The sequence below is a fragment of the Propioniciclava sp. genome, assembly GCF_047602245.1.
GTDB lineage: Bacteria > Actinomycetota > Actinomycetes > Propionibacteriales > Propionibacteriaceae > Propioniciclava.
The window spans coordinates 1,817,179-1,839,930 of record NZ_JASGHT010000001.1 but is presented as its reverse complement, the minus strand read 5'-3'; the positions used below and the strand labels follow the sequence as shown (position 1 = coordinate 1,839,930).

Genomic DNA, 22,752 nt, shown 5'->3' with positions numbered 1-22,752 from the left:
GGAAGCGGACTAGGCTCGTCAATGTGAGGTCGCACCCTGCTCTGCGGGTTCTCGTCGTTGACGACGACGAGAACGTACGCGAGTCGTATCGCGCCATCATCGCTCGTCAGACCGATGTCGAACTCGCCGGCGAGGCAACCGACGGCAACCAGGCGGAGGACGCCTACGCGCAGCTTCTGCCCGACGTGGTGCTGATGGACCTCCAGATGCCGCAGATGTCCGGCATCGACGCCACCCGCGCCCTCGTCAGCCGCTGGCCTGAGGCCATCGTCGTCGCGATGACCACCTTCGGTAGCAGGGACTACGTCGTCGCGGCGCTGCGCGCCGGCGCGTCCGGCTACCTGCTCAAGGACGTGCATGAGGGCAGTTTCGTCGCCGCCCTGCGCCAGGCCGTGGCCGGCGAGATGCCGCTGTCGGCGTCCATCCGGCGGGCGCTGGTCTCCGCCGTGGTCGCCGAGGAGGCGAAGCCCCCCGCTCAACATGACCTCACCCCGCGTGAAGAGGAACTGATCCGGTGGCTGGCGCGCGGGCTGACCAACGCGCAGATCGCCCGGCAGATGCACCTGTCGGAGGGCTCGGTCAAGCAGTACATGGCGCGGGCGAGCTCCAAACTGGGCGTGGCCTCGCGCACCCAGCTGCTGATCAGCGCGATTCAATTAGGGGTGGTCGATCCGCTGAGGATTCCCCCTCCGCGAAGCTGACCGCCGGCAGGCGGGCGTCCACCACCCAGCGGCCGTCCCGGGGCCCGGCCTCCCACACGCCTCCGGTGAGGCGGAGGCGTTCGGCCAGGCCGAGCAACCCGAGCCCGGTCGAGTGCTCCGAGCGCCTGGCCCGCGCGGCCAGATCGTTGGACACGGTGAGCCGGAACCCTCCGGCGTCCCGGCGCATGTCGATCGTGCAGCCGGCCCGGTCGGGTGCGTAGCGCAGGATATTCGTGGTGGCCTCGCGGATGACCCGGACGAGCGTCTTGCGGGTGGTCGCGTCGGCCTCGTCCACGCCGGGATCCACGCGCAGGGTGACGGTGCGCCCCGACTCCCGCAGGGTGAACGCCGCCGCCTCGGCGGCACGCGCCGGGGTGAGCAGGGCGACCCCGCCGGGCGATTCGTCCGGGGACACGCCCTTGACCGCGTCGCGGGGCGCCCGCAGCACCCACAGCAGCAAGGTCAGGTCGGCCTGGGCCGAGCGCAGGATGCTCGCGATCCGGTCCAGCGTCCCGCTCAGCGCCTCCACGTCCCGGACGCCGCGGCTCGCGCTCACCTGCAGGGTGATCAACGTCAGCTGGTGAGCGACGATGTCGTGCAGTTCGCCGGCGAGTTCCTTGCGGACGTCGTCGCGGGCCCGCTCGTGCTTGGCGGTCACCTCGAGGAGTTGTGAGCGCTGCTGCGCTCGCATCCTGAGGAAGTGCCGGGCGCCCATGCCGAGTAGCGATCCGGCCACCGGCACGAAGGAACTGGTCAGGATCTTCAGCGGCTCCGCGGGGCCGAACCAGACGGTGGCGTAGATGATCCATGCGCTCGAGACCACCCATACCCAGCGCGTTCCGTGCGCCACCAGCAGCGCCGCGAGCAGGATGGCCTCGAGATTGGGGGGGCGCAGCAGATTCAGCTCGGCCGGTTCGTGCCGCAGGACGAACAGCAGCCGCCCCACGAGCGCCACGGCCACGACCCAGAGCAGTCCGCGCAGGATCAGATCGCGGTGCCGAGGCCAGGCCCACCGCCGTGGCGGCTCGGGCGAGGCAGCCACCGGCGCCGGAGTGGTCGGCACCAGGGCGCGCAGCCGCCAGTGGTCGGTCACGCTCACCTCGACGGTGCCGCCGGCCGCGACGATGCGTTCGCGGGCGATCTCCATCGCTGCCGGCTCGGACGCCGTCACCTCGGCCCGCGGATGGGTCACCTCCACTGCGGCGCCGTCCGGGGTACAGGTGACGGTGAGCGTGCAGGTGGCGCCGGGGGGCGCGTGCGCGGTCACCTGGCCGCCGCAGGCCCGGAGCAGGTCGCCCAGTAGGCGGCAGGCGAACGGGCTGGGCGACGAACCGTCGTCGGGCAGATCGAGTTCCACCACGTGCCCGTGCCCGCACAGCAGATCCTCGAACTCCTCGGCGACCTCGACCACGTCCGGCGCTGGACCGGTGAACTGTGTGGCGGAGCCGGGCCGTCCGCGCAGGGTTGACACCAGCCCGCGCAACTGAGCGAGCGCCTCGCGCGCACCGCGCTCGGCCCCTTCGAGAGCACCGGCGAGCGACGCCGGGTCGGTGATGCCCCGGCATCCCGCCACCAGCCGGTCCAGCTCAGCGAGCCCTTGCGCCAGCAGGTCGGACAGTTCGCCGGCCAGCGCACGCCGCTCGGCTTCCTGAAGGCGGACGGTGTTTTCCTCCAGCGCCCGGATCCGCGAGCCGACCCGCCACTGCCGCAGCAGCAGCAGGCGCAGGGCCAGCCCGATCACCACGGCGCACACCATCATCAGCACCACGATGGGCGCCCGCGTCTTGCCCGCCTGCTCGAGCGCGCCGGCATAGACCAGATAGAGGGTGAGCGTCACCGCGATCAGCGGCCAGCGCGAGCTGATACACACGGCCAGGGTCACCACGAAGATCGGGCTCGCGTCCTGGCCGAACGCCGGCAGCACCAGCCCGGCCGCGACAGGGGGCAGGCTCAGCACGAGCCCCCACCCCGGACGGAACAGCGCCACCACCGCGGCCAGCGATGCCAGGCCGTTGACGAGCACCACGACCGGGAACTCGACCCCGGCAAAAGGAGGCTGCAGGCCGAGGAAGAAGTCGAGCAACAGCGCCCAGCCCACCAGCCAGCGCGCACCCGACAGCGGGGCTGGGAGCATCACCACACCCCCCGATCGCTCGGTGCGTGCGTCGGTTCTCACCGGCGGGGGTCGCGTCACGGGTGCCCGGGTGCCGGCACGCGGTCGTCGAGAACGCAGCGGAGCCGCCGCGTCACTCGGAGCCGTCCTCTTCGCATAAGGAGGGGATGATCCAACAGATCAGTCTCCACCCCTGCGGCGCCGTCAGACCGCCACCGACCTCGGCGGTGACGACCACCGAAGAGAGGGTGATCACCGGGAGGAGGAGCAGTGATGTGAGCAATTGACGCACAGCAGGGCCTTTCTCGACGGGGGGAGGTGAAGGTGGTCGCAGGGCCGCGCCCGCCCCCTTCACTTTCACCCAGCATAAGCCACGCTCCAATCCACGCCAGCCGAGAACCTGGCCGTAAGTGAACTGTTCACACACGTAAGTGAAGCGTTGGATGGGTACATGACCATCCCATCCTCAGGAGCGACCCGGGTTCTCGTCGTCGATGACGACGCGTCCATGCGCCGGGTCTATCGCGCCTTGTTCAAGGACACTCCCGAGTTCGAACTCGTGGGTGAAGCGCGCAACGGCTTCGAGGCTTTCCTCCGTTTCGCACGGACACGACCCGACCTGGTGTTGATGGATCTGCAGATGCCGTTGTGCTCCGGAATCGACGCCACCCGGCGCATCTGCGCACACTGGCCCAGCGCCCGCGTCGTGGCCCTGACCACCTTCGGAACCCGCGAGAATCTGGTCGCCGCGCTCCGCGCCGGCGCGGTCGGCTACCTGCTCAAGGACATCGCGGCCCCGAGCCTGTTCGCCGGCATGCGCCACGCGCTGCTCGGTGACATGCCCGTGTCGAGGACGGTGCGCCGTCTGCTGGTCGACACCCTGCTCGCCGAGCCGCCCTCCCACCTCAAGTCCCTCGACCCCGGCCTGGCGGCGCACGAGATCGAACTGCTCGGCTGGCTGACCCGCGGCCTCACCAACGTCCAGATCGGGCGGAAGATGTACCTGTCCGAGGCGTCGGTCGAGCTCTACCTCGACCGGATCGCCGACCGGATGGGCACCACCTCGCGCATCCAGATCCTGATCAAGGCCATCCAGATGCGCCTGGTCGATCCTTACGCTCTGCCCGCACCGGCTCAGGCGCCACTGGCGCGCTGAACCAGCCCCTCAGCCACCTTTCGCGGCACCCCGCTAGGGCCGGACGCCGACTGCGGCGTCCGGCTCGCCGCGTGCGGGAGGGCGGGCGCCCCGGGGGCGACAGGGGCCGCTCCGTGGACCAGGCCCGCACCGCGCGGGGCCGAGGAGTAGGCTGGCCGCGCCCGGCCATCGTGACCGGACTTCCCTCGTCATCCACCCACGACCTGGCGCAGGCGCGCCCGGAGACTTCTTTTTCATGACCAAGACCCTGACGGTCGGCCCACCCACCCGCGTGATCGTGTTGTTCGCGATCCCTCTGCTGCTCGGCAACGTGTTCCAGCAGATCTACCACTTCACCGACGCCGTCGTGGTCGGCCGGTTGCTGGGGGTGAACGCGCTGGCCGCGGTCGGCTCCACCAGCAGCGTGCTCTTCCTGCTGCTCGGGTTCACCTTCGGCGCGGCCGGCGGCATGGCGATCCCGGTGGCGCGCGCGTTCGGCTCGGGCGATATCGCGGCGACGCGCCGCTTCATCGCGCTCGGCACCTGGGTCTCGGCGGTCATCGCGGCCGCCGTCACCGTGGCGGGCACGTTGCTGGCGGTGCCGCTGCTGAACCTGATGCGGACCCCGCCGGAGTTGATGGCCGACGCCACCATGTTCCTGCTGGCATCGTTCTGGGCGACGCCGGCGACGATGGCGTTCAACTACGTCACCGCGGTCATCCGCGCGCTCGGCGACAGCCGCACGCCCCTGGTCTTCCTGGTCGCCTGCAGCGTCCTCAACGCGGGGCTGGTGTTCTTCTTCATCGGCGTCGCGCAGTTGGGCGTCGGCGGTGCCGCGCTGGCGACGGCGGTGGCCCAGCTCGCCTCGACGGTCGGGTGCGCCTGGTGGGTGCTGCGCCGCAGCCCGCAGCTGCGACTGGTCCGCGCCGACTGGACGCCGCTGCCCGGCGAGGCGCGCGACAGCGTCCGTCCGGGTCTGGCGCTCGGTTTCCAGATGTCGGTGATCGCGATCGGCGCGGTCGTGCTCCAGCAGGCGATCAACGGGCTGGGGTCCGATGTGGTGGCGGCGACCACCACCGCGCTGCGGATCGATCAGCTCGCGATCGCCGCGCTGTCCTCGTTCGGGGTGGCGATGACAACCTTCGCCGCGCAGAACCAGGGCGCACGCCAGTGGGCGCGGATCCGCCGCGGCGTGCTGCAGATCAGCGGGGTCACCTGGGGGCTCGCCCTGGTGCTGGGCCTGGTGATGATCACCTTCGGCACCCCGATCGCCGAGCTGTTCATCGGCCGCGACGAGCCCGCGATCGTTCGGCTCACCCACGACTACCTGATGGTGCAGGCGTTCTTCTATCCCGCACTGGCCAGCCTGTTCGTGCTGCGGCAGTCGATCCAGGGGCTGGGGGCCACCTTCATCCCGACGCTGGCCGGATTCATGGAGCTGCTGTTCCGCTCGGCGGCTGGCCTGCTGCTCGTCGGCCCGCTGGGCTTCCTCGGGGTGGCGCTCGCGGCCCCGCTGGCCTGGGTGGGGGCGCTCATCCCACTCGTCTTCTCCTGGTTCGCCCACCGCCGCAGGCTGATCGCCCTCGAGGCCGAACCGGCCGACAGGGCCGTCCAGGACGCCCCCGCGCTGGCGTCCGTCTGAGCGCCCCAGACGGGCATCCAGGCCCAAAGGCGCGTGCCGGCAGGCTCGCGAGCGTTAGGCTTGCTCCCATGGCCAAGCCGGAGAAGCCTCTCGAGGGCAGCACCATGACCGAGGTCGCGCGCAAGGGCGGCCAGGTCCTGCGCGAGGCAGGGCCGTGGACGCCGACCATCCAGCGGCTGCTGGCGCACCTGCGTGCCGAGGGGCTCGACTGGGTTCCCGAGCCGATGGGATGGACGCGGGACGGCCGCGAGGCGCTCGCCTACCTCAAGGGCAAGGTGCCCACCTACCCGCTGCCCGAGTGGGTCTACGACGACCAGGTGCTGCGCCGAGCCGCGGAATGGCTGCGCACCCTGCACGATGCCACCGAGGGCTACGTCGACCCCGACCCGAAGTGGCGCGGTGCGCCGCGCAAGCCGGCCGAGGTCATCTGTCACAACGACTTCGCGCCCTACAACATGGTCTTCCGCGACCAGGAGCTGGTCGGCGTCATCGACTGGGACTTCGCCGCCCCCGGGCCACGCCTGTGGGATCTGGCCTATCTGTGCTACCGCACCGTTCCGCTGATGCGTCCCACCAACCCGGACGCACCCAACGTCACCATCGATCTCGGCGCCCGGATCAGGCTCGCCCTGGACGCCTACGGCTCCGACGCCACCGTGCCGGAACTCCTCGCGGTGATCGTCGAGCGCCTGGAGGATCTGGCCTCGTTCACCCATAGCCACGGCCTGGCCCGCAAGAACGACAAGCTGCTGGCCGACGCCGAGAACTACTCCAAGGACGCCACCTTCCTGGCGGGCCTGCTGCGCTGACCGGCACCGATACCGGATCGCCGGCCGCGACGCGTCCACGGGTGGATCGTTAACACTAATTCCCGTGTGAAGAATGGGCCGCTTTCCGGCCGCGCGCACCATTGACCGCAGCATTTTCACTTTTCGATTTTGCACTTGTTCCTACTTTCGAATGACCTCACTCAATGGCCATCGTCAGAAAGTACCTGGCCATAAAGCACCAAAGGCTGACCACAATGTGGACGGTCTCACCCCGCAGAAAAACGCAAATCCCCTTATGGAAGCGCTTTTGGCCCCACCGATGGAACTAAAGTGCCACTCTCGGCTTGCACGTTGGTACCAGTCCATGCTTGAATATTGACATCGGCCAGCCGCTGGGGGGCGTGCGGGCCGGGGTCGATCTTCCGGGGGGGGAGGTCGAGAACCGTTTGGTCTGAGCCGGGGGGGATCATGACCGTTATTGAATCGCAGTTGTCTGCGCTCGTTGGCAGGCGAGAAGTCGCTACCGCCGCTCGTATGAAGTGGATGGTGAGCGCCCGCGCCCAACGTCTTGTCCTGGGTGGCATCGATACCGCCGCCATCGCCGGAAGCGCTCTGGTCGCCTTGGCCGTCAGCGGCGCGATGCCGTTCAACACCACCGAAAAGGCGAGTTGGGGCATCCTGACCGCGATCGCCGCGATCGCCTGGATCACCAGCCTCGCTGTGTTCGACGCCTACAACCCGCGCCACATCCGCGCCGGTGTGATCGAGTACAAGCGCCTGCTGCTGGCGTCCTTCTCGGTCGCGGGCCTGGTCGGCGTGACCTGCTACCTGCTGGACCTGCGTTACCCGCCCACGATCTTCATGGTGTGGTTCGCGCTCGGCACGATCACCATGGTGATCGCCCGCTTCGTACGCCGTAACGCGATGCACCGCCTGCACCGCAAGGGCATGCTGCGGACGCCCGTCCTCATCGCCGGCTCCACGCAGCACGTCGACGAGGTGGCGCGTGTCCTGCGTCGCGAAAGCTGGCTGGGCTACGAGGTGATCGGCGCCGCGACCCATCGCAAGCACGACAACATCACCGGTACCGGGCTGCCCGTGCTGGGCACCATCGACGGGGTGCGTGAGATCGTCGGCGAGCACGAGGTCGAGGCCGTCATCTTCGCCGAGGGCTCCTTCGACAGCCCGGCCGAGTTCCGCCGGATCGCCTGGAAGCTCGAGGATCAGGATGTTCACATGATCGTCGTCCCGACGCTCACCGATGTCGGCTCGCATCGTCTCGATGTCCGCCCGATGGCCGGTCTGCCGCTGGTCGATGTCGAGCGTCCCCGGGCCATCGCGGCCGGTCGTTGGATCAAGCGGGCCTTCGACATCGCGGTGTCCTCGGTGCTGCTGCTGCTCGCCTCGCCGTTCCTGGCGCTCACCGCTCTCGCGATCAAGCTCGAGGACGGCGGCCCGGTGGTCTTCCGCCAGCGCCGCGTCGGTATCAAGGGCGAAGAGTTCGACTGCCTCAAGTTCCGCAGCATGTGCGTGGACGCCGAGGATCGCCTGGCCGCGCTGATGGAGAAGAACGAGGGCGCCGGCGTCCTGTTCAAGATGACCGACGACCCGCGTATCACCAAGGTCGGCAAGTTCATCCGCCGCTTCTCGATCGACGAGCTGCCTCAGCTGTGGAACGCCTTCCGCGGTGACATGAGCCTGGTGGGCCCGCGTCCGGCGCTGCCTCGTGAGGTTGCGCAGTACGAGTCGGACACCATGCGTCGCCTCGACGTCCGCCCCGGTCTCACCGGACTGTGGCAGGTCTCGGGTCGCTCGAACCTCTCGTGGGAGGACACGGTTCGCCTTGACCTCTACTACGTGGATAATTGGTCCATGACCCAGGACCTGATGATCCTGGCGAAGACCGCCAAGGCCGTCGTCGGATCGGACGGGGCCTACTGATAAGACCTGGTGGCGCTGTGCTCCTACCTCCCCCGGCCCGGCGCCACCAGGCCTCGCACTCGCGAGGCCAACCCCGCGGCAAACCCGCCGCACGAATGAAGTTGTCGAGAACGAACATCCCGCACTAGGCGGGGTGAGCAGAACCGGACTCGACAGTGACATCGACCATGAGCTCGGACGCCAGTCGCTCCAAATCGGAGCGGAGGGCGTCCGAGTTCGTTTGTGGGCCGACCTCGACGGCGAGCGAGGCCTCGAACAGGCGTCCGCCTGCCATCGGCGCGTCGTAGGTGACGGTGCTGAACTCCTCCATCGATACCCCGTGCGCGGCGAACACCCCCGAGAGTTCCTTGACGATGCCGGGCCGGTCGTTGCCGAGCAGGCCGACCGTGAGCCGCCCCAGCGGCCTGGCCGGGGCCGCGGCGTCCGCCTCGTGCACGGTGGCGGTCATGCCGGGCAGGGCCGCGACGGCCGCCGCGAAGGACGCCACCCGGGCCTGGGGAACCTCGACCAGCACGATGCCGGCGAACGCCCCGGCCAATTCGGTGAGTTGGCTGCGCTCCCAGTTACCGCCGTGTGCGGCGGTCACATCGGCGAGGGCGTTGACGATACCTGAGCGATCGGCGCCGATCGCGGTGACGACGAGCGTGGTCATGCCTCACCCTACGCCGCACCGGCGACCGCGAACCAGGCATCGGCGCCAACCGGGTCCGGGGCGGCGTAGGCTCCTGTGGTGACCCCCACCACCCCGCAGCCGGCCACCGCGACCCGGCCCCCGGTTCCCCGCGAGATCTGGGTCCTCATCGTGGCGGCGCTGATCATCGCGCTCGGCTTCGGGCTGATCGCACCGATCCTGCCCCAGTACGCGGCCAGCTTCGACGTCGGGGTCGCGGCGGCGTCCGCGATCGTGACGGTGTTCGCGCTGACCCGGATGGCCTTCGCGCCGGCGGCAGGCAGCCTGATCGGGCGGTTCGGCGAGCGGCGGGCCTATCTGGCCGGCCTGCTGATCGTGGCCCTCAGCAGCCTGATGTGCGTCTTCGCCGGCTCGTACCTCGAGCTGATCGCCTGGCGCGCCATCGGCGGGATCGGGTCGGTGATGTTCACCGTCTCGTCGATGGGGCTGATCGTCCGGCTCGCACCACCGCAGGCCCGCGGACGCACCTCGGCGCTGTACGGCAGCGCCTTCCTGCTCGGCAACATCATCGGCCCGGTGCTCGGCGCGTTCATGGCCGTGCTGGGCTACCGGGTCGCATTCGGCATCTATGCCGCCTCGGTCTTCCTGGCCTACCTGGTGGTGCTGATCTTCCTGCGGGTGAACGCCTCCGGGCCCACGCTCACCGACGAACGCCCGGCGATGACGCTGCGCGAGGGCCTCGGCATTCCCGACTACCGCGCGCTGCTGATCTCGGGCTTCGCCAACGGGTGGGCGACCTTCGGCGTCCGGATCGCGCTGGTGCCGCTGATGGCCGCGCATGTGCCGGCGATCGGCGCGCCGATGGCGGGGGTGTCGCTGACCGTGATGGCGTTGGGCAACGTCGCCGGGCAACAGGTAACCGGCCGGATCGTTGATGCGCGCGGGCGGCGTCCGGTACTGATGGTGGGCCTGCTCATCGCCGGGCTGGCCACCGTGGTCTTCGGCTGGTCGGTCTCGATCCCGGTCTTCCTGGGGCTCTCGGCGCTGGCCGGGTTCGGGGCCTCGATGATCCAGCCCGCCTCGCAGGCCTTGCTGGCCGACATCATCGGCCGCGACCGCAGCGGCGGCCAGGCGCTGTCGACCTTCTCGATGGCCTCGGATTCGGGCGCCATCATCGGCACCCTGGTCGCCGGGCTGATCGCCGACGCGTTCGGTTTCGGCTGGGCGTTCACCCTCACCGGCGTCGCCCTGCTGTCCTCGCTGCTGCCCTGGCTCTACGTCAGCCGCGGCCGGGGTGCGGGGAGCGCATCGCGGCCGCGTCCTCAACCTCTTCACGACTGAAACCGAGCAGATAGAGCACGGCGTCCAGGTAGGGCAGGTTGAGCGCGGTGTCAGCGGACGCCCGCACCGCCGGCTTGGCGTTGAAGGCGATGCCCAGGCCCGCCGCGGCCAGCATGTCCAGGTCGTTGGCGCCGTCGCCGATGGCGACCGTGCGCACCAGCGGCAGGCCCTCCTCGGCGGCGAACCGGCGCAGCGTCTCGGCCTTGGCGGCGCGGTCGACCACCGGGCCGGCGACCCGGCCGGTGAGGCGTCCGCCGGCAACCTCGAGTGAGTTCGCGTGCACGTGCTCGATGCCCAGGGATGCCGCGAGCGGGCCGACCACCTCGATGAAGCCGCCCGAGACCAGGCCGACGGCGAAGCCGAGATCCTTCAAGGTGGCCACCAGCGTGCGCGCGCCGGGGGTGAGCCGGACGGCCTCACCCACCTCGGCGAACACCGAGGTCGGCAACCCTGCCAGGGCGCGGACGCGCTCGTGAAGGGATGCGGCGAAGTCGAGTTCGCCGCGCATGGCGCGCTCGGTGACGGCGGCCACCTCGGCCTCGCGGCCGGCGTGCCGGGCGAGCAGTTCGATCACCTCGTCGCGGATCAGCGTCGAGTCGACGTCCATCACCACCAGCCGGCGGCCCTGGCGTCCGAGCCCGGCCTGGGCGACCGCGACGTCGAAACCGAGTTCCGCCGCGGCCACCGCCAGCGCGGGGCGCAGGTGGTCGACGTCGGCCTCGGAGACCAGCAGCTCCAGGCTCGTCATCGGCGTGCGGGACAACCGCCGGCTGCGGTCGATATTGCCGCCCTGGCTAGCCACGATCCGGGCGACCGCGGCCAGATGGGTGGCCCGTAGCGGGCGTCCGAGCAGCGTGACCACGACCCGGTCGCGGCGGGGCGGGTTGTCGCCCACCCCCTCGGTGATGGTCAGCCGGTAGCCGAGCCGCGCGCAGGTGCCGGCCAGCCGGTCCTCCAGCGTGTCGAGGTCGTCGGGCAGCGAGCCGAGCAGCAGGGCGAGGGTGGCCTGGCCGCGCAGCACCACCTGCTCGAAGTCGAGCACCTCGGTGCCCAGCCCGGCGATGGCGCCCATCAGGGCGGCGGTGGTGCCGGGGGCGTCCGGGCCGGTCAGGGTGGCGGCGAGAGTGAGGCGGTCGGTCACCTGCTCATCCTCCCACGAGGGCCGTGATGGACCGGTGGTCCTCCCACGAGGACTACTCTGGATAGGTACACCGCCCGAGGAGGATTCGATGGGTCAGCTCCGTTCCCGCACCACCACCCACGGCCGCAATATGGCCGGCGCCCGCGCCCTGTGGCGCGCCACCGGAATGACGGAGTCCGACTTCGGCAAGCCCATCGTGGCGATCGCGAACAGCTTCACCCAGTTCGTGCCCGGCCACGTCCACCTCAAGGACATGGGCCAGCTCGTCGCCGGCGCCGTCGCCGAGGCGGGCGGCATCGGGCGCGAGTTCAACACCATCGCCGTCGACGACGGCATCGCGATGGGCCACGGCGGCATGCTCTACTCGCTGCCGTCGCGTGAGGTGATCGCCGACGCCGTCGAGTACATGGTCAACGCGCACTGCGCCGACGTGCTGGTGTGCATCTCCAACTGCGACAAGATCACCCCGGGCATGCTGCTCGCGGCGCTGCGGCTCAATATCCCGGCCGTGTTCGTCTCCGGCGGCCCGATGGAGGCCGGGCGCCTGCTCGGCGACCGGGTGGTCTCCGGCGCCCCCGACGAGGGTGGCTCCGAACGGCTCGACCTGGTGGACGCCATGGTGAAGGCGGTCGATCAGAACATCAGCGATGACCAGATCATGGCGATCGAGCAGAACGCCTGCCCCACCTGCGGCTCCTGCTCGGGCATGTTCACCGCCAACTCGATGAACTGCCTCACCGAGGCGCTCGGGTTGTCGCTGCCCGGCAACGGGTCGACGCTGGCGACGGCGTCCGCCCGCAAGGGGCTGTTTCTCGAAGCCGGACGCCTCGCGGTCGAGCTGGCGCACCGCTTCTACGACGAGGACGATGACTCGGTGCTGCCGCGCTCGATCGCGACCAAGGCCGCCTTCGCCAACGCGATGCGCCTCGACATCGCGATGGGCGGCTCGACGAACACGGTGCTGCACATCCTCGCCGCCGCCCAGGAGGCCGGCGTCGACTTCACCATGGACGACATCGACGCGCTGTCGCGGGTCACCCCCTGCCTGAGCAAGGTGGCGCCGAACTCGACCAAGTTCTACATGGAGGACGTGCACCGGGCCGGCGGCATGCCGGCGATCCTCGGCGAGCTGCGCCGCGGCGGGCTGCTGGACGAGTCGGTGCACGCGGTGCATGCCCGCTCGCTGGCCGAATGGCTGGACGCCTGGGACATCCGCGGCGGCCAGGCCCCGGCCGAGAACACCGAGCTCTGGTACGCCGCGCCGGGCGGCGTCCGCACCACCGAGGCGTTCAGCACCAGCAACCGCTGGGCCGAGCTCGACACCGACGCCGAGAACGGCTGCATCCGGTCGGTCGAGCACGCCTACACCGCCGACGGCGGCCTGGGCGTCCTGAAGGGCAATATCGCCGTGGACGGCGCCATCGTGAAGACCGCGGGCGTGCCGGAGGATCAGTGGATCTTCCGCGGCCCGGCGAAGGTCACCGAGAGCCAGGAGGAGGCGGTCGAGGCGATCCTCGGCGGCCGGATCGAGGCCGGTGACGTGGTGGTCGTCCGCTACGAGGGCCCCAAGGGCGGCCCGGGTATGCAGGAGATGCTGTACCCGACCTCCTACCTCAAGGGCATCGGGCTGGGGCCGAAGTGCGCGCTGATCACCGACGGGCGCTTCTCGGGCGGCTCCTCGGGCCTGTCCCTGGGCCATATCAGCCCCGAGGCGGCCGCCGGCGGCGCGATCGGGCTGATCCGGGACGGCGACATCATCTCGATCAACATCCCGCAGCGGTCGATCGACGTCGAAGTGAGCGATGAGGAACTGGCCCGGCGCCGCGCCGAGCAGGACGTCCTCGGCTGGAAGCCGGTGGCGCGCGAGCGCGAGGTCAGCAATGCGCTGAAGATCTTCGCGATGCTCGCCCAGTCGGCCGACAAGGGCGCCGCGCGCCGTCAGCTGGACTGACCCGAGGTGCCCCAGGGGCGCCGTCATGCGCTGAGCCCCCGGCTCAGCGGGTCGCTGCTTCATCCACGCGCAGGTGCGGCGGGTGCCCGGTAGCTACTGCGATTTGCGGCGCTGGCGCAGGGTTTCGAGTTCCTTGCGCTCGGCGGGGGTGAGGCTGTGGATGCCCGATTGGCTGATCTTCTCCAGCAGTTCGTCGATGCGTTCGGCGTCGGAGACCCGGCGCTGGTGGGCGCGCTGCTGGGCACGCGAGACCTTCGGCGCCCGAGGACGCTGGGCACGAGCACGCCCCGGCACCCAACTGAGGCCGCTGAGCAGTCCGTAGCGTTTGCCGAGCAGGGCGGCGCCGACGAAGACGACGAGCAGGCTGACCAGTCCACCGAGGTTGCCGGCGCTGATGAATCCGAGCACCTGCAAGGCGACCAGGATGGCGCCGACCACCCAGGCGGGAATGTTGAACAGGAACGGGCGGCGCGGGTTCTCGGCGATCCACAGCAGCAGGATCAGGAACTGGATCTGGTCCAGGCCGATCAGCCGTCCGCCCCCGAGGGCGAAGCCCAGGGTGAGCGAGATGAGGGTGAGCATCGCCCATAGCCCGGTGTACAACCAGGCCATCGAGCGGCGTCCGATCTGTGCCTCGACGTCGCGGCCGAAGTACCACAGCAGCACCAGGGTGAGGACGGCCCACAGCGGGGCTCCCGCGACCACGGGCCAGGTGAACACCCGCCAGAGTTCGCCGCGCAGCACGGACGCCGGATCGAAGTACAGCAGCTGGCCGAGGCCGAAGGCGGAGAGCACCACTCCGACGGCGCCCACCATGACGAGCAGCACCGTCGAGGTGACGTCGAGGCGTCCGATACGGAACCAGGCGTCACCCGAACGATCCCGGGACACGTTGAACGAGGGCACGCGCCAAGCCTGCCAGATCAGGCGCCCGCGGCGTGGGCCGCCAGGCGCATCGACAGTGAGAACAGCGCGCCCGCGGCGAGCACGATGGCCAGGCCGAGGACGATGTGCGGGATCGTCCAGTACAACTCGCCCATCCCGTACTGGGCGATGGCCAGCACGAACACGCTGAGGCCGTGCATGCCGATGCCTTTGCGCCCGATCGCGCGGGCGTAGACGAACGAGACGATGCCCGCGACCAATGACAGCACCAGGAAGACCATCGCCAAGGTGGCGTGCACGCCGCGGACGCCGTCGGCGTCCATGAACGAACCGAGGACGCCGAGGGTGAGCGCCACCGCGGCGCTGGCGCCCGCGGCGATCCGGAACAACATCAGCGCGGCAGGCGCGGGAGAAGGAGTCGTCGTCACGGGGTCAGCCTACCCGGGGGTCCGGTCAGCCCAGGTGCAGGTATTCGGCGATCTCGTCGCCGTGGATGGTCCACAGTTCGTCGAGGAATGCCATCCGGTAGCGGGCCGGGCCACGGCGCTCGCCACCGGCGCGCTCGGACGCCAGCGCCATCCATGCGGCACCGGCGATGGCCGCCTCACGGGCCGGGGCGACCGCGGCGCAGGCGGCCACCAGGGCGGTCGCGGCGGCGCGGAAACCGGGAGTCTGGGCGAGCATCGCGTCCATGGCCGGCACCACCAGCGCGCCGCCGTCGAGCAGCACGCGATGGTCGGCGGTGATCAGGGCCAGTTCGGTGAGCAGCCCGTCCATCGCGTCGCGATCGACCTCGTCGGCGCGCACCACGCTCGGGCGATGCCCCGCCGCGGTCGCCAACAGGTCGGCACGCAGCGGTGCCCGGCCCAGCTTGGTGGCGTCCAGCACCCACGGGGTCCCCGAGTCCTGGGCGCGGGCGAGGGCGGGACCGACGGCGTCGGACCAGTCGGCGGACAGCGTGGCCAGATCGAGCGCGAGCGCGTCGGCCGTGGCCGCGGCGGCCAGGCCCCCACCGGTGGTCCCGGTGATCACCGCGCGGGCGCCGGCGGCGTGCAGCACGTCCGCGACGAACGCGGTGGCCTCGCGCGGTGCCAGGCAATGGACGACCGGGCCGTCCTCGCGCACCGTCTCGGCGGCCAGCCCGACCGTGAGGGCAAGGTGGTTGCTCTGCATCACTGATACTCCCTCACGCCGCGCAGGCGGTGGGGCCCCCGCACCGCTCGGGCCCAGTATGGCCGACTTTGGCCGCGCCGTCGCGGCGGCCCCCCGAAAACCGGTCCCGGCCCACTACGATGCCGCCAACACCGCACGAGGGGACCTCCATGACGACCCACAGCGACGAGGGCGCGCACTTCGCGGACGCCTTCACCTCCTTCCGGATCCCCGCCACCAACCGTTCCGCACGGGTGGCCCACGGCCGGTCCCTGCGCGCGCGCACCCCGCTCGCATCGTTGGGGGATTGGACGCCGACCCCCGACCGCCCGAACGTGGTCGACATCATCGAGCGATCGCACCAAGGCCGGCTCGCCTGGCTGAAAGGGGTGCGGATCGCGCGGATGGCGGCCTCCCCCTTCGGTCTGCTGCGTGGCACCGCGAACCTGATGGCGTGGGACGTCGCGCACCTGCCCTCCACCGGCGTGCACACCACCGCCTGCGGCGACGCGCACATCGGCAATATCGGCTTCTACCGCTCCCCCGAGGGCAACCAGGTCATCGACCTCAACGACTTCGACGAGGCTCACACCGGCGCGTGGGAATGGGACCTGCGCCGGCTGACGGCGTCCATCTGGGTGCTCGGCCGGGTCAACGGCGCCTCCGAGCAGCAGTGCGCCGAAGCGATCAGCATGTGCGTGGGGAAGTACCGCGATGAGGTCAGTTTCCTGTCCAAGCAGCCGCTGCTCGCCCGCGCCTTCGACCACCTGGACGTGGATCGCCTGCACGAGACGGCGACCGAGAAGACGCTGCGCGACGAGATCGAGCGGGCGGCGATCGCGGCCCGGCGCCGGACCTCGGACCGCAAACTGCCCAAGCTGGCCGGGGGATCGACGAACGCGACCCGGATCGTCGACGATCCGCCGCTGGTCACCCATCCCGACGCCGAGCAGTTCGAGGCGATCGCCCAGGGCCTGGACGCCTACCTGCCGACCCTGACCCCGCAGTGGCGGCGGATCGTCGGCGGCTACACGCTGGTCGACATCGCGCACAAGGTGGTCGGCGTCGGGTCGGTCGGCATGCGCGCCTGGATCGCGCTGCTGGTCGGGTCACGCCCCGACGACGTTTTGTTCCTGCAGGTGAAGCAGGCGCAGCGCTCGGTGCTGGCACCGTTCGTGCACGGCGACACCGCCTGGCACGCACACCAGGGACAGCGGGTGGTCGAGTACCAGCAGCAGCTCCAGACCGTGTCCGATCCGCTGCTGGGCTGGACGAGCGTGGGCGAGCACCAGTACTACGTCCGGCAGTGGCGCAATATGAAGGGCGGCGTCCCGCTGGAGGACATGACGCCCGAGGCGCTGGTCGACTACTCGGGCATCGTCGGCCACCTGCTCGCCAAGGGGCATGCCCGCACCTCGGGTGCTTCGATCATCTCGGGCTATCTCGGCAAGAAGGACACCGCGGTCGAGGCGTTCGTCCGCTGGGCGCAGGCCTACGCCGACCAGACCGAGGCCGACCATGCCGTCCTGGTGGCCGCCGTCGAGTCCGGGAAACTGCCGTACGAGCCGGGCATCTGACCCGCCCGGCCCTCCGGTCGGCCGTCCGCCCGGACGTCCGCGCGGCGGGGCCCGCGCACCATCGGCCGGGTCAGGGCGCGAGGCGCTCGCGAATCCAGGCGCCGCCGTCGCGCCGGTACCGGATCCGGTCGTGCAGCCGCGAGGCCCGGCCCTGCCAGAACTCCCAGGCCTCGGGCAGCAGCCGGTAGCCGCCCCAGTGTTCCGGGCGGGGCGGGTCGTCCCCATGACGGACGGCGGCCGCGTCCGCCTCGGCCTCCAGGGTGGCGCGGTCGGCGATCACCGACGACTGCGGGGACGCCCACGCGCCCAGCCGGGAGCCCAGCGGCCGGACGGCGTAATAGGCGTCCGACTCCTCGGGAGCGACCCGGACGACCGGGCCCTCCACGCGCACCTGGCGCTCGAGCGGCTCCCAGAAGAAGAGCACGGCGGCATGCGGATTCGCCTCCAACTCACGGCCCTTGCGCGAGGTGTAGTTGGTGTACCAGACCAGGCCGGCCTCATCGAAGCCCTTGAGCAGCACGGTGCGGGCCGAGGGCCGGCCCTGAGCGTCGGCGGTGGCCAGCGTCATCGCGTTCGGCTCGCGCCCCTGCTGGGTGCGCGCGTCGGCGAACCAGCGCGCGAACAGGGCTGTCGGGTCCTCGGGCAGGCCGGCTTCGTCGAGTTCGCCCGCCTCGTAGCTACGGCGCAGACCGCTGATGTCCATGGAGGCCAACCTAGCCCGCGGATGACCGGCTCGTGGAAATCCCCCTCGCCGCGACCGCGGCCGGGTTATGGTTGTCCCGACAAGAATCCCCGTGACAAGGAGTAACGATGGACCGGCAGCCCACCTACGTGTCTGTCGACGTCCTCGCACTCCGCTACAACCCCGAACTGCGCCGCGTCGAACTCGCCACCGCGGTGCGCCGCCACGAGCCGTATCGCGGCCAACTGGCGCTGCCCGGTGTCACGCTGCTGGAGGGCGAGCGTCTCGACGCCGCCGCCGCGCGCACCGTCGCCTCCAAGCTCGGCTTCGGCGTCCGCGCCCAAGGCCAGCTGGCCGTGTTCGACGAGCCGCACCGCGACCCACGCGGCTACACGCTCTCGGTGGTGATGTGGGCCGTCATCGAGGACGATGCCGCCGCGGAGGCCGAACTCGCCGCCGACGAGGAACGTGAGGGTGCCGGCCAGAGCGTGGTGCGCTGGCACACGTTCGGCGACGTGCCTGCGCTGGTGTTCGACCACAACACGATGATCAACGTCTGCTGGCCGCTGCTGGCCGACAAGCTGTGGCGCGACCTGGCCTTCACCCGCGCGCTGACCGGTGAGACGTTCCCGGTGTCGGCGGCGGTCGCCCTCACCCAGTCGCTGACCGGCGCCTCGCCCGACCGCGGCAACCTGAACCGCCGCCTGGCGTCGGTGCGCGGACTCGGGGTCACCGACCAGCGGGTCGCCGTCGGGCGCGGGCGCCCCGGCACCATGTGGGCCTGGCAGGACGCCGACATGCCCGCGGCCAGCGCCTGAGTCAGGCGAAACGCACCCAGTTGGCGCCGGCGCCCGAGGGGTAGCTGCCCTTGAGTTCCAGGGTGCCGTCGGCACGAATGCCGTAGTAGGACACCCCACCCGAGGCCTCGCCCGCCACGATCACCCCCGTGCCATCGGGCGTGACGGCGAAGCCGCGCGGCTGCTGCTCGGTGGGCGTGAACGCCACGATCTCGCCGAGCACCCCGTCCTCGACCCTCACCGTCGCGATCGTCGAGGCAGAGCGTTCGCTGCACAGCAGCCAGGTGTCGCCGGCGCTCAGGTGCAGGTCGGCGCCCCAGACCAGGCCCTCGGACTTCGGGTCGGCACCCCGGCGGCTGGGCTTCAGCCGGCGTCCGGATCGACCGCGCTGATCGCCTCGGCGCGGGTCAGGATGCCCGCCTCGTCGCGCAGGTAGTGGATGGCCTCGCCGCTGAACTCGGTGATCAGATAGGCCGACCGCTCGTCGGTCGACAGCACCAGGTGGCGTGCGCCCGCGCCGGTGGGGGCGTCCGCGACCGGACGCGCCAGCGGTGCCAGCGAGCCGTCGCCGCTCAGCGCGTACTGGGCGATCAGGTCCTCGCCGAGCGACACGAAGTAGGCGAACTCGCCGGCGGCATCGGTGATCACGCAGTGCAGCGCGTCGTGCTCGATGTGCGCGGTGGGGGCGCCGAGGCGTCCGTCGACCACCGGCCACACCTCACCCCAGCCGCCGTGGTAGGACGCGCCGAGCAGCAGCCCGCCATCGCGGGACAGGTGCAACGAGGCAAGCGGGTGCGCGATGGGCGCGCGCCCGGTCTCGGTGAGGACGCCGCTGGCGCGGTCCAGGCTGAGGGTGAGGATGGCGGGAGTCGGGTCCTTGGTGGCGCAGTAGACCAGAGCGCGCGCGGCGTCCACGGCGAAGGTCGAACAGCCGGCCCCGACCCGCGAGGTCGCGAGGGGTTCGAGGGCGTCGCCGCCGAGGCGATACGAGGTGAGGGTGCCGTCGGCTGAGTTGCCGACGATGACGATGCTCTGCTCTGCCATGACCGACATCGTAGGGTGCGCTGTCTGCTCCGCCCCGGGTGTTGAGACGCCGAACCGGACACCACCCACCCCGCCGGGCACCCCAACCCGTCCGGGACAAGGCACACTGGAAGTCACCCGAGCTGCCGATCACAAGCGGAGGCCTCATGTTCAAGAAGTCCGTCGTTGCCCTCATCAGCGCGGTGACGCTGGCCGCCTGCGTGCAGGCACCCCCGCGCATCACCGCCGAGGAACAGTTCGGCACGCCACCCCCCGACGCCCCCTTCGCGGGCAGCGTGTGGGGGCTGGTCGAGGTGGGCGGGCAGGCGTTGACCGCCTCGCGGGCGTCGCTCGAGTTCAGCACCGACGGACGCCTCGACGGCTTCGGCGGCTGCAATCCGTTCGGCGGCAGCTACTCCCTCGACGGCAGCACCCTGAGCATCGGCGACGACATGGTCACCGGCGCCGCCGCCTGCGCCGAGGAGTCCGGCACCGCCGCCGAGAAGGCCCTGCTGGAGGCGCTGCCCCGCACGCACACTTTCGAGGTGGCCGACGGACGCCTCACCCTCACGGCGTCCGACGGCACCACGACCCGGTTCGTCGCGATCCCGCAGACGCTCGGCGGCACCTCCTGGACGGTGAGCACGCTCGGGACCGGCACCGCGCTGACCGGGGTGATCGAGGGCACCGAGCTGACCGTCGCCTTCACCGAGGAGGGGAAGGCCAGCGGCAAGGCCGGCTGCAACGGCTTCGGCGGCGACTTCACCGACGTGGACGGCGTCCTGACCGTGACCGAGCTCGCCGGCGAGGCGGCCGCCTGCACCGAGCCCGAGGGGATCATGGAGCAGGAGACCGCGTTCCTGAACGCGCTCGGCTCACCGGCGTTCATCCATCGCGACGCCCGCGGGCTCACCCTGCGCGACGTCCAAGAGGGCAGCATCGTGATGCAGCTCGTCGCGAAGAGCTGAGCCGGCCATGATGGCCCGCCGACTGACCGTGGCGCTCGCGCTAGCGCTGCTGCTGGCCGGCTGCGTCTCACCACCGCCGCGCTCGCCGTCGGCTCCCGGCCCGTCCAAAGGCCCGGCCGGCACCTCCTGGATCGTCACCGGCATCCTGGACCGCCAGGCGGTGACCAGCCCGATCCCCGGCACCGAGCTGACCGTCGAATTCGGGACCGACGGCACCGTCCGCGGCTCGGCGGGCTGCAACGGCTACGCGGGCCCGTACACGGTCACCGACGGCGCGATCAGCGTCGGCCCGCTCGCCCACCAGGAGATGGGCTGCGTCTCCCCGGAGGGAATCATGGAGCAGGAAGCCGCATTCTTCGCGGCATTCGAGTCGGCCAGCACCATTGAGCGCCAGCCGGCCCTGCTGATCCTGCGGACGCCCGAGGGCGGCACCGCCCTGATTCTCACTGTGAAGAGTTGAAGATGCGGCGGTCTCCTCTTCTAGACTGAACCATCCCGAAGAGGGGAGGAATGCCTTGTCGGACATGGTCATCGGACTCGTCACCCTGCTGATCGGACTGTTCTTCTGCTTTCGCGGCCAACCGCTGGTGCGCGTCGCCCTCACCGTGTGGGGGGCGCTCATCGGCTTCAGCCTCGCGACCGGCCTGCTCAGTTCCGCCAGCGGAGGCTCCGCCCTGTCGGCGCCGCACGAATGGGTGATCGCCTGCGTCACCGCCCTCGTCTTCGGCGTCCTGGTGCACGCCTTCTATACCCTCGGCGTCCTCGTCGCGGCCGGCTCGGTCGGCGCATCGCTGGCGACGACCGTGTCCTCACTGGCCGGCTGGGCCGACGGCACCACCCGGATCGCGCCCTGGGTCGGTGCGGCGATTCTCGTCGTCATCGCGCTCGCGGTGAACCTCGCCGACCTGCTCATCGTGCTGGTCAGCGCTATCGGCGGGGCGCTGGCGATCGTGAGGGGCGCGGCCCTGGTGTTGCACCGCTTCGACACCGGCGACTTCGACACCGCGGTCGCCCTGCTGCGAGCCGGCTGGCCGCCGGTGGTCTTCGCGCTCTTCGCGATCGCGGGAGCAGCGGCCCAGCTGCGCCGGCGACAGCTGTCCCGCTAGCGGACGCCGGCCTGATCGTTGGTCTCGGTCGAGCCTGCGGTGGTTGGGCCCGATTTGAGCACGCGGCGTCCGGCGCTGTAGGGTAACGACCCGGTGCAAGACACGGGCCTATAGCTCAGACGGTTAGAGCGCCGCCCTGATAAGGCGGAGGTCACTGGTTCAAGTCCAGTTAGGCCCACCCACGGAACTCCCGACCACTGCGGTCGGGAGTTCTGCTGTTTTCTGCGGTCTCCATGGGCAGTCATGAGCGGACGCCCGCCCGGGTTAGTCACGTTCGCCCGGGTTAGTCACACTCGCCCGGCATGTCGCCCGGTGTAGTCACTGTCGCCCGGGTAGGAAACAGGGCGACAGTGCGGAAACCGGGCGACGTGCGGCGCTTCCGGCCAGAGCGTCGGCGTCGCCGCCGGCTCCGTGTGAAGTTGGCGCTCTAGAGTGCCAACTTCACACTCTGGGTCAGGCGACGGACCGTGCCGGGGTGGACTTGGCGCTGCGGACGAAGCCGAGGATCTCGGCCAGGGCGTCATCGGCGCGGAGCTCACTGCCGTCCGGCAACTTGATCACACCGGCCTCGGCGGTGATGCCGAGCGCCTGGCGCATCGTCGTCACCCAGCTACGGTCCGGGTCATCGCCACTGACGTGGATGTCGGGACGGTCGAGAAGCCGGTTGAGGGCCGCGTCGACCTCGTCGCGCACGATCTCGCGCAGGTCTTCCTTGGTTGCCATGATCTCCTCCTGAACAGGGTTGGGTGTCGGTGACGGAGACCCGTCTTGAATCCAGCGGTAGGCGCCATCACCTGGGCATTCGGTCGACTGACGGTCCCGGTGCCCGATCCGCTTGAGTGGACGGCCCGCGCGCTGCTCCGCCTCGGCGAAGAGCGCGCGGATCGTGGTCTTGGCGGCGTCGCTGACCTCGGCGCCGGTGCCGTCGAGGTAGAGCACGCTGTAGACCGTGCCGCCGCGATTCTTGATGCTGCCGTCCTGGCGGTCGAAGCCGCGCAACTCATAGGCATTGCCGCGCGTATCGACGGCATGGTTGTAGGCGATGTCGGTCCAGCGACGCTTGTCCTGGTGTAGGGCCTGGTACTGGCGAAGCCTCGCGCTGACCTCGGCGTCCGTGGTGGGAGCGGTCTTTTCAGCGCCGGGCCAATGCAGCGCGACGTCCACGACTTTTCCCCACGGCATCCGGGTGATCCCGG

22 protein-coding genes and 1 tRNA gene are annotated in these 22,752 nt (G+C 70.5%); 13 read left to right on the top strand and 10 right to left on the bottom strand.

The window, feature by feature from the left end; genetic code table 11:
- Positions 1–23 precede the first annotated feature (23 nt).
- Positions 24–701, top strand: a complete 678-nt coding sequence (locus QM708_RS08750) for a response regulator (RefSeq protein WP_415106886.1) — start codon at positions 24–26, stop codon at positions 699–701.
- On the opposite strand, the gene QM708_RS08745 is transcribed toward QM708_RS08750, so the two are convergent.
- Positions 643–2,835, bottom strand: coding sequence for a histidine kinase (locus QM708_RS08745; RefSeq protein WP_415106883.1), 2,193 nt, complete (start codon positions 2,833–2,835; stop codon positions 643–645). The genes QM708_RS08750 and QM708_RS08745 overlap by 59 nt on opposite strands.
- A 430-nt stretch (positions 2,836–3,265) precedes the next feature.
- On the opposite strand from QM708_RS08745, the gene QM708_RS08740 reads away from it, so the two are divergent.
- From QM708_RS08740 to QM708_RS08725, 4 genes are all read left to right on the top strand, one after another.
- Complete coding sequence (locus tag QM708_RS08740; protein ID WP_415106880.1) at positions 3,266–3,970, top strand: response regulator; 705 nt, start codon at positions 3,266–3,268, stop codon at positions 3,968–3,970.
- A 235-nt stretch (positions 3,971–4,205) separates the two neighbouring features.
- On the top strand, positions 4,206–5,591 hold the full coding sequence (locus QM708_RS08735) for an MATE family efflux transporter (protein WP_415106877.1): 1,386 nt from the start codon (positions 4,206–4,208) through the stop codon (positions 5,589–5,591).
- Between the two features lie 68 nt (positions 5,592–5,659).
- The gene (locus QM708_RS08730) at positions 5,660–6,400 is read left to right on the top strand and encodes a phosphotransferase enzyme family protein (protein ID WP_415106874.1); all 741 of its coding nucleotides are present in this window, start codon (positions 5,660–5,662) and stop codon (positions 6,398–6,400) included.
- A 495-nt stretch (positions 6,401–6,895) separates the two neighbouring features.
- On the top strand, positions 6,896–8,302 hold the full coding sequence (locus QM708_RS08725; RefSeq protein ID WP_415106871.1) for a sugar transferase: 1,407 nt from the start codon (positions 6,896–6,898) through the stop codon (positions 8,300–8,302).
- Between the two features lie 124 nt (positions 8,303–8,426).
- Here QM708_RS08725 and QM708_RS08720 read toward each other — a convergent pair whose 3' ends face one another.
- Positions 8,427–8,954, bottom strand: a complete 528-nt coding sequence (locus QM708_RS08720) for a glycine cleavage system protein R (protein WP_415106868.1) — start codon at positions 8,952–8,954, stop codon at positions 8,427–8,429.
- A 78-nt stretch (positions 8,955–9,032) separates the two neighbouring features.
- Between QM708_RS08720 and QM708_RS08715 the strand changes: the two genes are divergently transcribed.
- Positions 9,033–10,274: an MFS transporter gene (locus tag QM708_RS08715; protein ID WP_415106866.1), complete on the top strand. Its 1,242-nt coding sequence runs from the start codon at positions 9,033–9,035 to the stop codon at positions 10,272–10,274.
- Here the strand turns inward: QM708_RS08715 and serB are convergent.
- Positions 10,213–11,415: a phosphoserine phosphatase SerB gene (gene serB, locus QM708_RS08710; protein WP_415106863.1), complete on the bottom strand. Its 1,203-nt coding sequence runs from the start codon at positions 11,413–11,415 to the stop codon at positions 10,213–10,215. The two genes, QM708_RS08715 and serB, sit on opposite strands and share 62 nt — an antisense overlap.
- Before the next feature lie 88 nt (positions 11,416–11,503).
- On the opposite strand from serB, the gene ilvD reads away from it, so the two are divergent.
- A complete protein-coding gene (gene ilvD / locus QM708_RS08705) occupies positions 11,504–13,366 on the top strand; it encodes a dihydroxy-acid dehydratase (RefSeq protein WP_415106860.1) in 1,863 nt (620 codons plus the stop codon).
- A gap of 93 nt (positions 13,367–13,459) precedes the next feature.
- Here the strand turns inward: ilvD and QM708_RS08700 are convergent, their stop codons facing one another.
- From QM708_RS08700 to QM708_RS08690, 3 genes are read right to left on the bottom strand one after another with little or no spacing between them, the layout of a single operon-like run.
- Positions 13,460–14,272 (bottom strand): rhomboid family intramembrane serine protease, encoded by an 813-nt coding sequence (locus QM708_RS08700; RefSeq protein ID WP_415106857.1) that lies wholly within the window; start codon positions 14,270–14,272, stop codon positions 13,460–13,462.
- A 17-nt stretch (positions 14,273–14,289) separates the two neighbouring features.
- Entirely contained in the window at positions 14,290–14,679 is a 390-nt protein-coding gene (locus QM708_RS08695) for a hypothetical protein (RefSeq protein ID WP_415106854.1), read from the bottom strand.
- A gap of 25 nt (positions 14,680–14,704) precedes the next feature.
- Positions 14,705–15,424, bottom strand: a complete 720-nt coding sequence (locus tag QM708_RS08690; RefSeq protein WP_415106851.1) for a hydroxyethylthiazole kinase — start codon at positions 15,422–15,424, stop codon at positions 14,705–14,707.
- A gap of 149 nt (positions 15,425–15,573) precedes the next feature.
- On the opposite strand from QM708_RS08690, the gene QM708_RS08685 reads away from it, so the two are divergent.
- Positions 15,574–16,980 (top strand): DUF2252 domain-containing protein, encoded by a 1,407-nt coding sequence (locus QM708_RS08685; protein ID WP_415106847.1) that lies wholly within the window; start codon positions 15,574–15,576, stop codon positions 16,978–16,980.
- Between the two features lie 70 nt (positions 16,981–17,050).
- Here the strand turns inward: QM708_RS08685 and pdxH are convergent, their stop codons facing one another.
- Positions 17,051–17,683 (bottom strand): pyridoxamine 5'-phosphate oxidase, encoded by a 633-nt coding sequence (gene pdxH, locus QM708_RS08680; RefSeq protein ID WP_415106844.1) that lies wholly within the window; start codon positions 17,681–17,683, stop codon positions 17,051–17,053.
- Between the two features lie 107 nt (positions 17,684–17,790).
- Between pdxH and QM708_RS08675 the strand changes: the two genes are divergently transcribed.
- Entirely contained in the window at positions 17,791–18,480 is a 690-nt protein-coding gene (locus QM708_RS08675) for an NUDIX domain-containing protein (RefSeq protein ID WP_415106841.1), read from the top strand.
- Between the two features lies 1 nt (position 18,481).
- Here QM708_RS08675 and QM708_RS08670 read toward each other — a convergent pair whose 3' ends face one another.
- Both QM708_RS08670 and QM708_RS08665 read right to left on the bottom strand, forming a co-directional pair.
- Positions 18,482–18,784: a beta-propeller fold lactonase family protein gene (locus QM708_RS08670; RefSeq protein WP_415111359.1), complete on the bottom strand. Its 303-nt coding sequence runs from the start codon at positions 18,782–18,784 to the stop codon at positions 18,482–18,484.
- Between the two features lie 38 nt (positions 18,785–18,822).
- Complete coding sequence (locus tag QM708_RS08665; RefSeq protein WP_415106838.1) at positions 18,823–19,503, bottom strand: lactonase family protein; 681 nt, start codon at positions 19,501–19,503, stop codon at positions 18,823–18,825.
- 146 nt (positions 19,504–19,649) lie between these two features.
- On the opposite strand from QM708_RS08665, the gene QM708_RS08660 reads away from it, so the two are divergent.
- From QM708_RS08660 to QM708_RS08645, 4 genes are all read left to right on the top strand, one after another.
- Positions 19,650–20,450 (top strand): META domain-containing protein, encoded by an 801-nt coding sequence (locus QM708_RS08660; protein ID WP_415106835.1) that lies wholly within the window; start codon positions 19,650–19,652, stop codon positions 20,448–20,450.
- Between the two features lie 7 nt (positions 20,451–20,457).
- Entirely contained in the window at positions 20,458–20,910 is a 453-nt protein-coding gene (locus tag QM708_RS08655) for an META domain-containing protein (RefSeq protein ID WP_415106832.1), read from the top strand.
- 64 nt (positions 20,911–20,974) lie between these two features.
- The gene (locus tag QM708_RS08650) at positions 20,975–21,556 is read left to right on the top strand and encodes a DUF4203 domain-containing protein (protein ID WP_415106829.1); all 582 of its coding nucleotides are present in this window, start codon (positions 20,975–20,977) and stop codon (positions 21,554–21,556) included.
- Between the two features lie 104 nt (positions 21,557–21,660).
- A tRNA-Ile gene (locus QM708_RS08645) sits at positions 21,661–21,734 on the top strand.
- A 275-nt stretch (positions 21,735–22,009) separates the two neighbouring features.
- On the opposite strand, the gene QM708_RS08640 is transcribed toward QM708_RS08645, so the two are convergent.
- Positions 22,010–22,720, bottom strand: a complete 711-nt coding sequence (locus QM708_RS08640; protein ID WP_415106826.1) for a peptidoglycan recognition family protein — start codon at positions 22,718–22,720, stop codon at positions 22,010–22,012.
- Between the last annotated feature and the right edge of the window lie 32 nt (positions 22,721–22,752).

Bases quoted from the DNA above. Each gene is read 5' to 3' on its own strand.
- QM708_RS08725 (WP_415106871.1), top strand. From the start codon at position 6,896: ATGAAGTGGATGGTGAGCGCCCGCGCCCAACGTCTTGTCCTGGGTGGC.
- QM708_RS08735 (WP_415106877.1), top strand. From the start codon at position 4,206: ATGACCAAGACCCTGACGGTCGGCCCACCCACCCGCGTGATCGTGTTG.
- QM708_RS08745 (WP_415106883.1), bottom strand. From the start codon at position 2,835: ATGCTCCCAGCCCCGCTGTCGGGTGCGCGCTGGCTGGTGGGCTGGGCG.
- QM708_RS08665 (WP_415106838.1), bottom strand. From the start codon at position 19,503: ATGGCAGAGCAGAGCATCGTCATCGTCGGCAACTCAGCCGACGGCACC.
- QM708_RS08730 (WP_415106874.1), top strand. From the start codon at position 5,660: ATGGCCAAGCCGGAGAAGCCTCTCGAGGGCAGCACCATGACCGAGGTC.
- QM708_RS08720 (WP_415106868.1), bottom strand. From the start codon at position 8,954: ATGACCACGCTCGTCGTCACCGCGATCGGCGCCGATCGCTCAGGTATC.
- QM708_RS08650 (WP_415106829.1), top strand. From the start codon at position 20,975: ATGGTCATCGGACTCGTCACCCTGCTGATCGGACTGTTCTTCTGCTTT.
- QM708_RS08685 (WP_415106847.1), top strand. From the start codon at position 15,574: ATGACGACCCACAGCGACGAGGGCGCGCACTTCGCGGACGCCTTCACC.
- QM708_RS08675 (WP_415106841.1), top strand. From the start codon at position 17,791: ATGGACCGGCAGCCCACCTACGTGTCTGTCGACGTCCTCGCACTCCGC.
- pdxH (WP_415106844.1), bottom strand. From the start codon at position 17,683: ATGGACATCAGCGGTCTGCGCCGTAGCTACGAGGCGGGCGAACTCGAC.
- ilvD (WP_415106860.1), top strand. From the start codon at position 11,504: ATGGGTCAGCTCCGTTCCCGCACCACCACCCACGGCCGCAATATGGCC.
- QM708_RS08655 (WP_415106832.1), top strand. From the start codon at position 20,458: ATGATGGCCCGCCGACTGACCGTGGCGCTCGCGCTAGCGCTGCTGCTG.
- QM708_RS08740 (WP_415106880.1), top strand. From the start codon at position 3,266: ATGACCATCCCATCCTCAGGAGCGACCCGGGTTCTCGTCGTCGATGAC.
- QM708_RS08690 (WP_415106851.1), bottom strand. From the start codon at position 15,424: ATGCAGAGCAACCACCTTGCCCTCACGGTCGGGCTGGCCGCCGAGACG.
- QM708_RS08660 (WP_415106835.1), top strand. From the start codon at position 19,650: ATGTTCAAGAAGTCCGTCGTTGCCCTCATCAGCGCGGTGACGCTGGCC.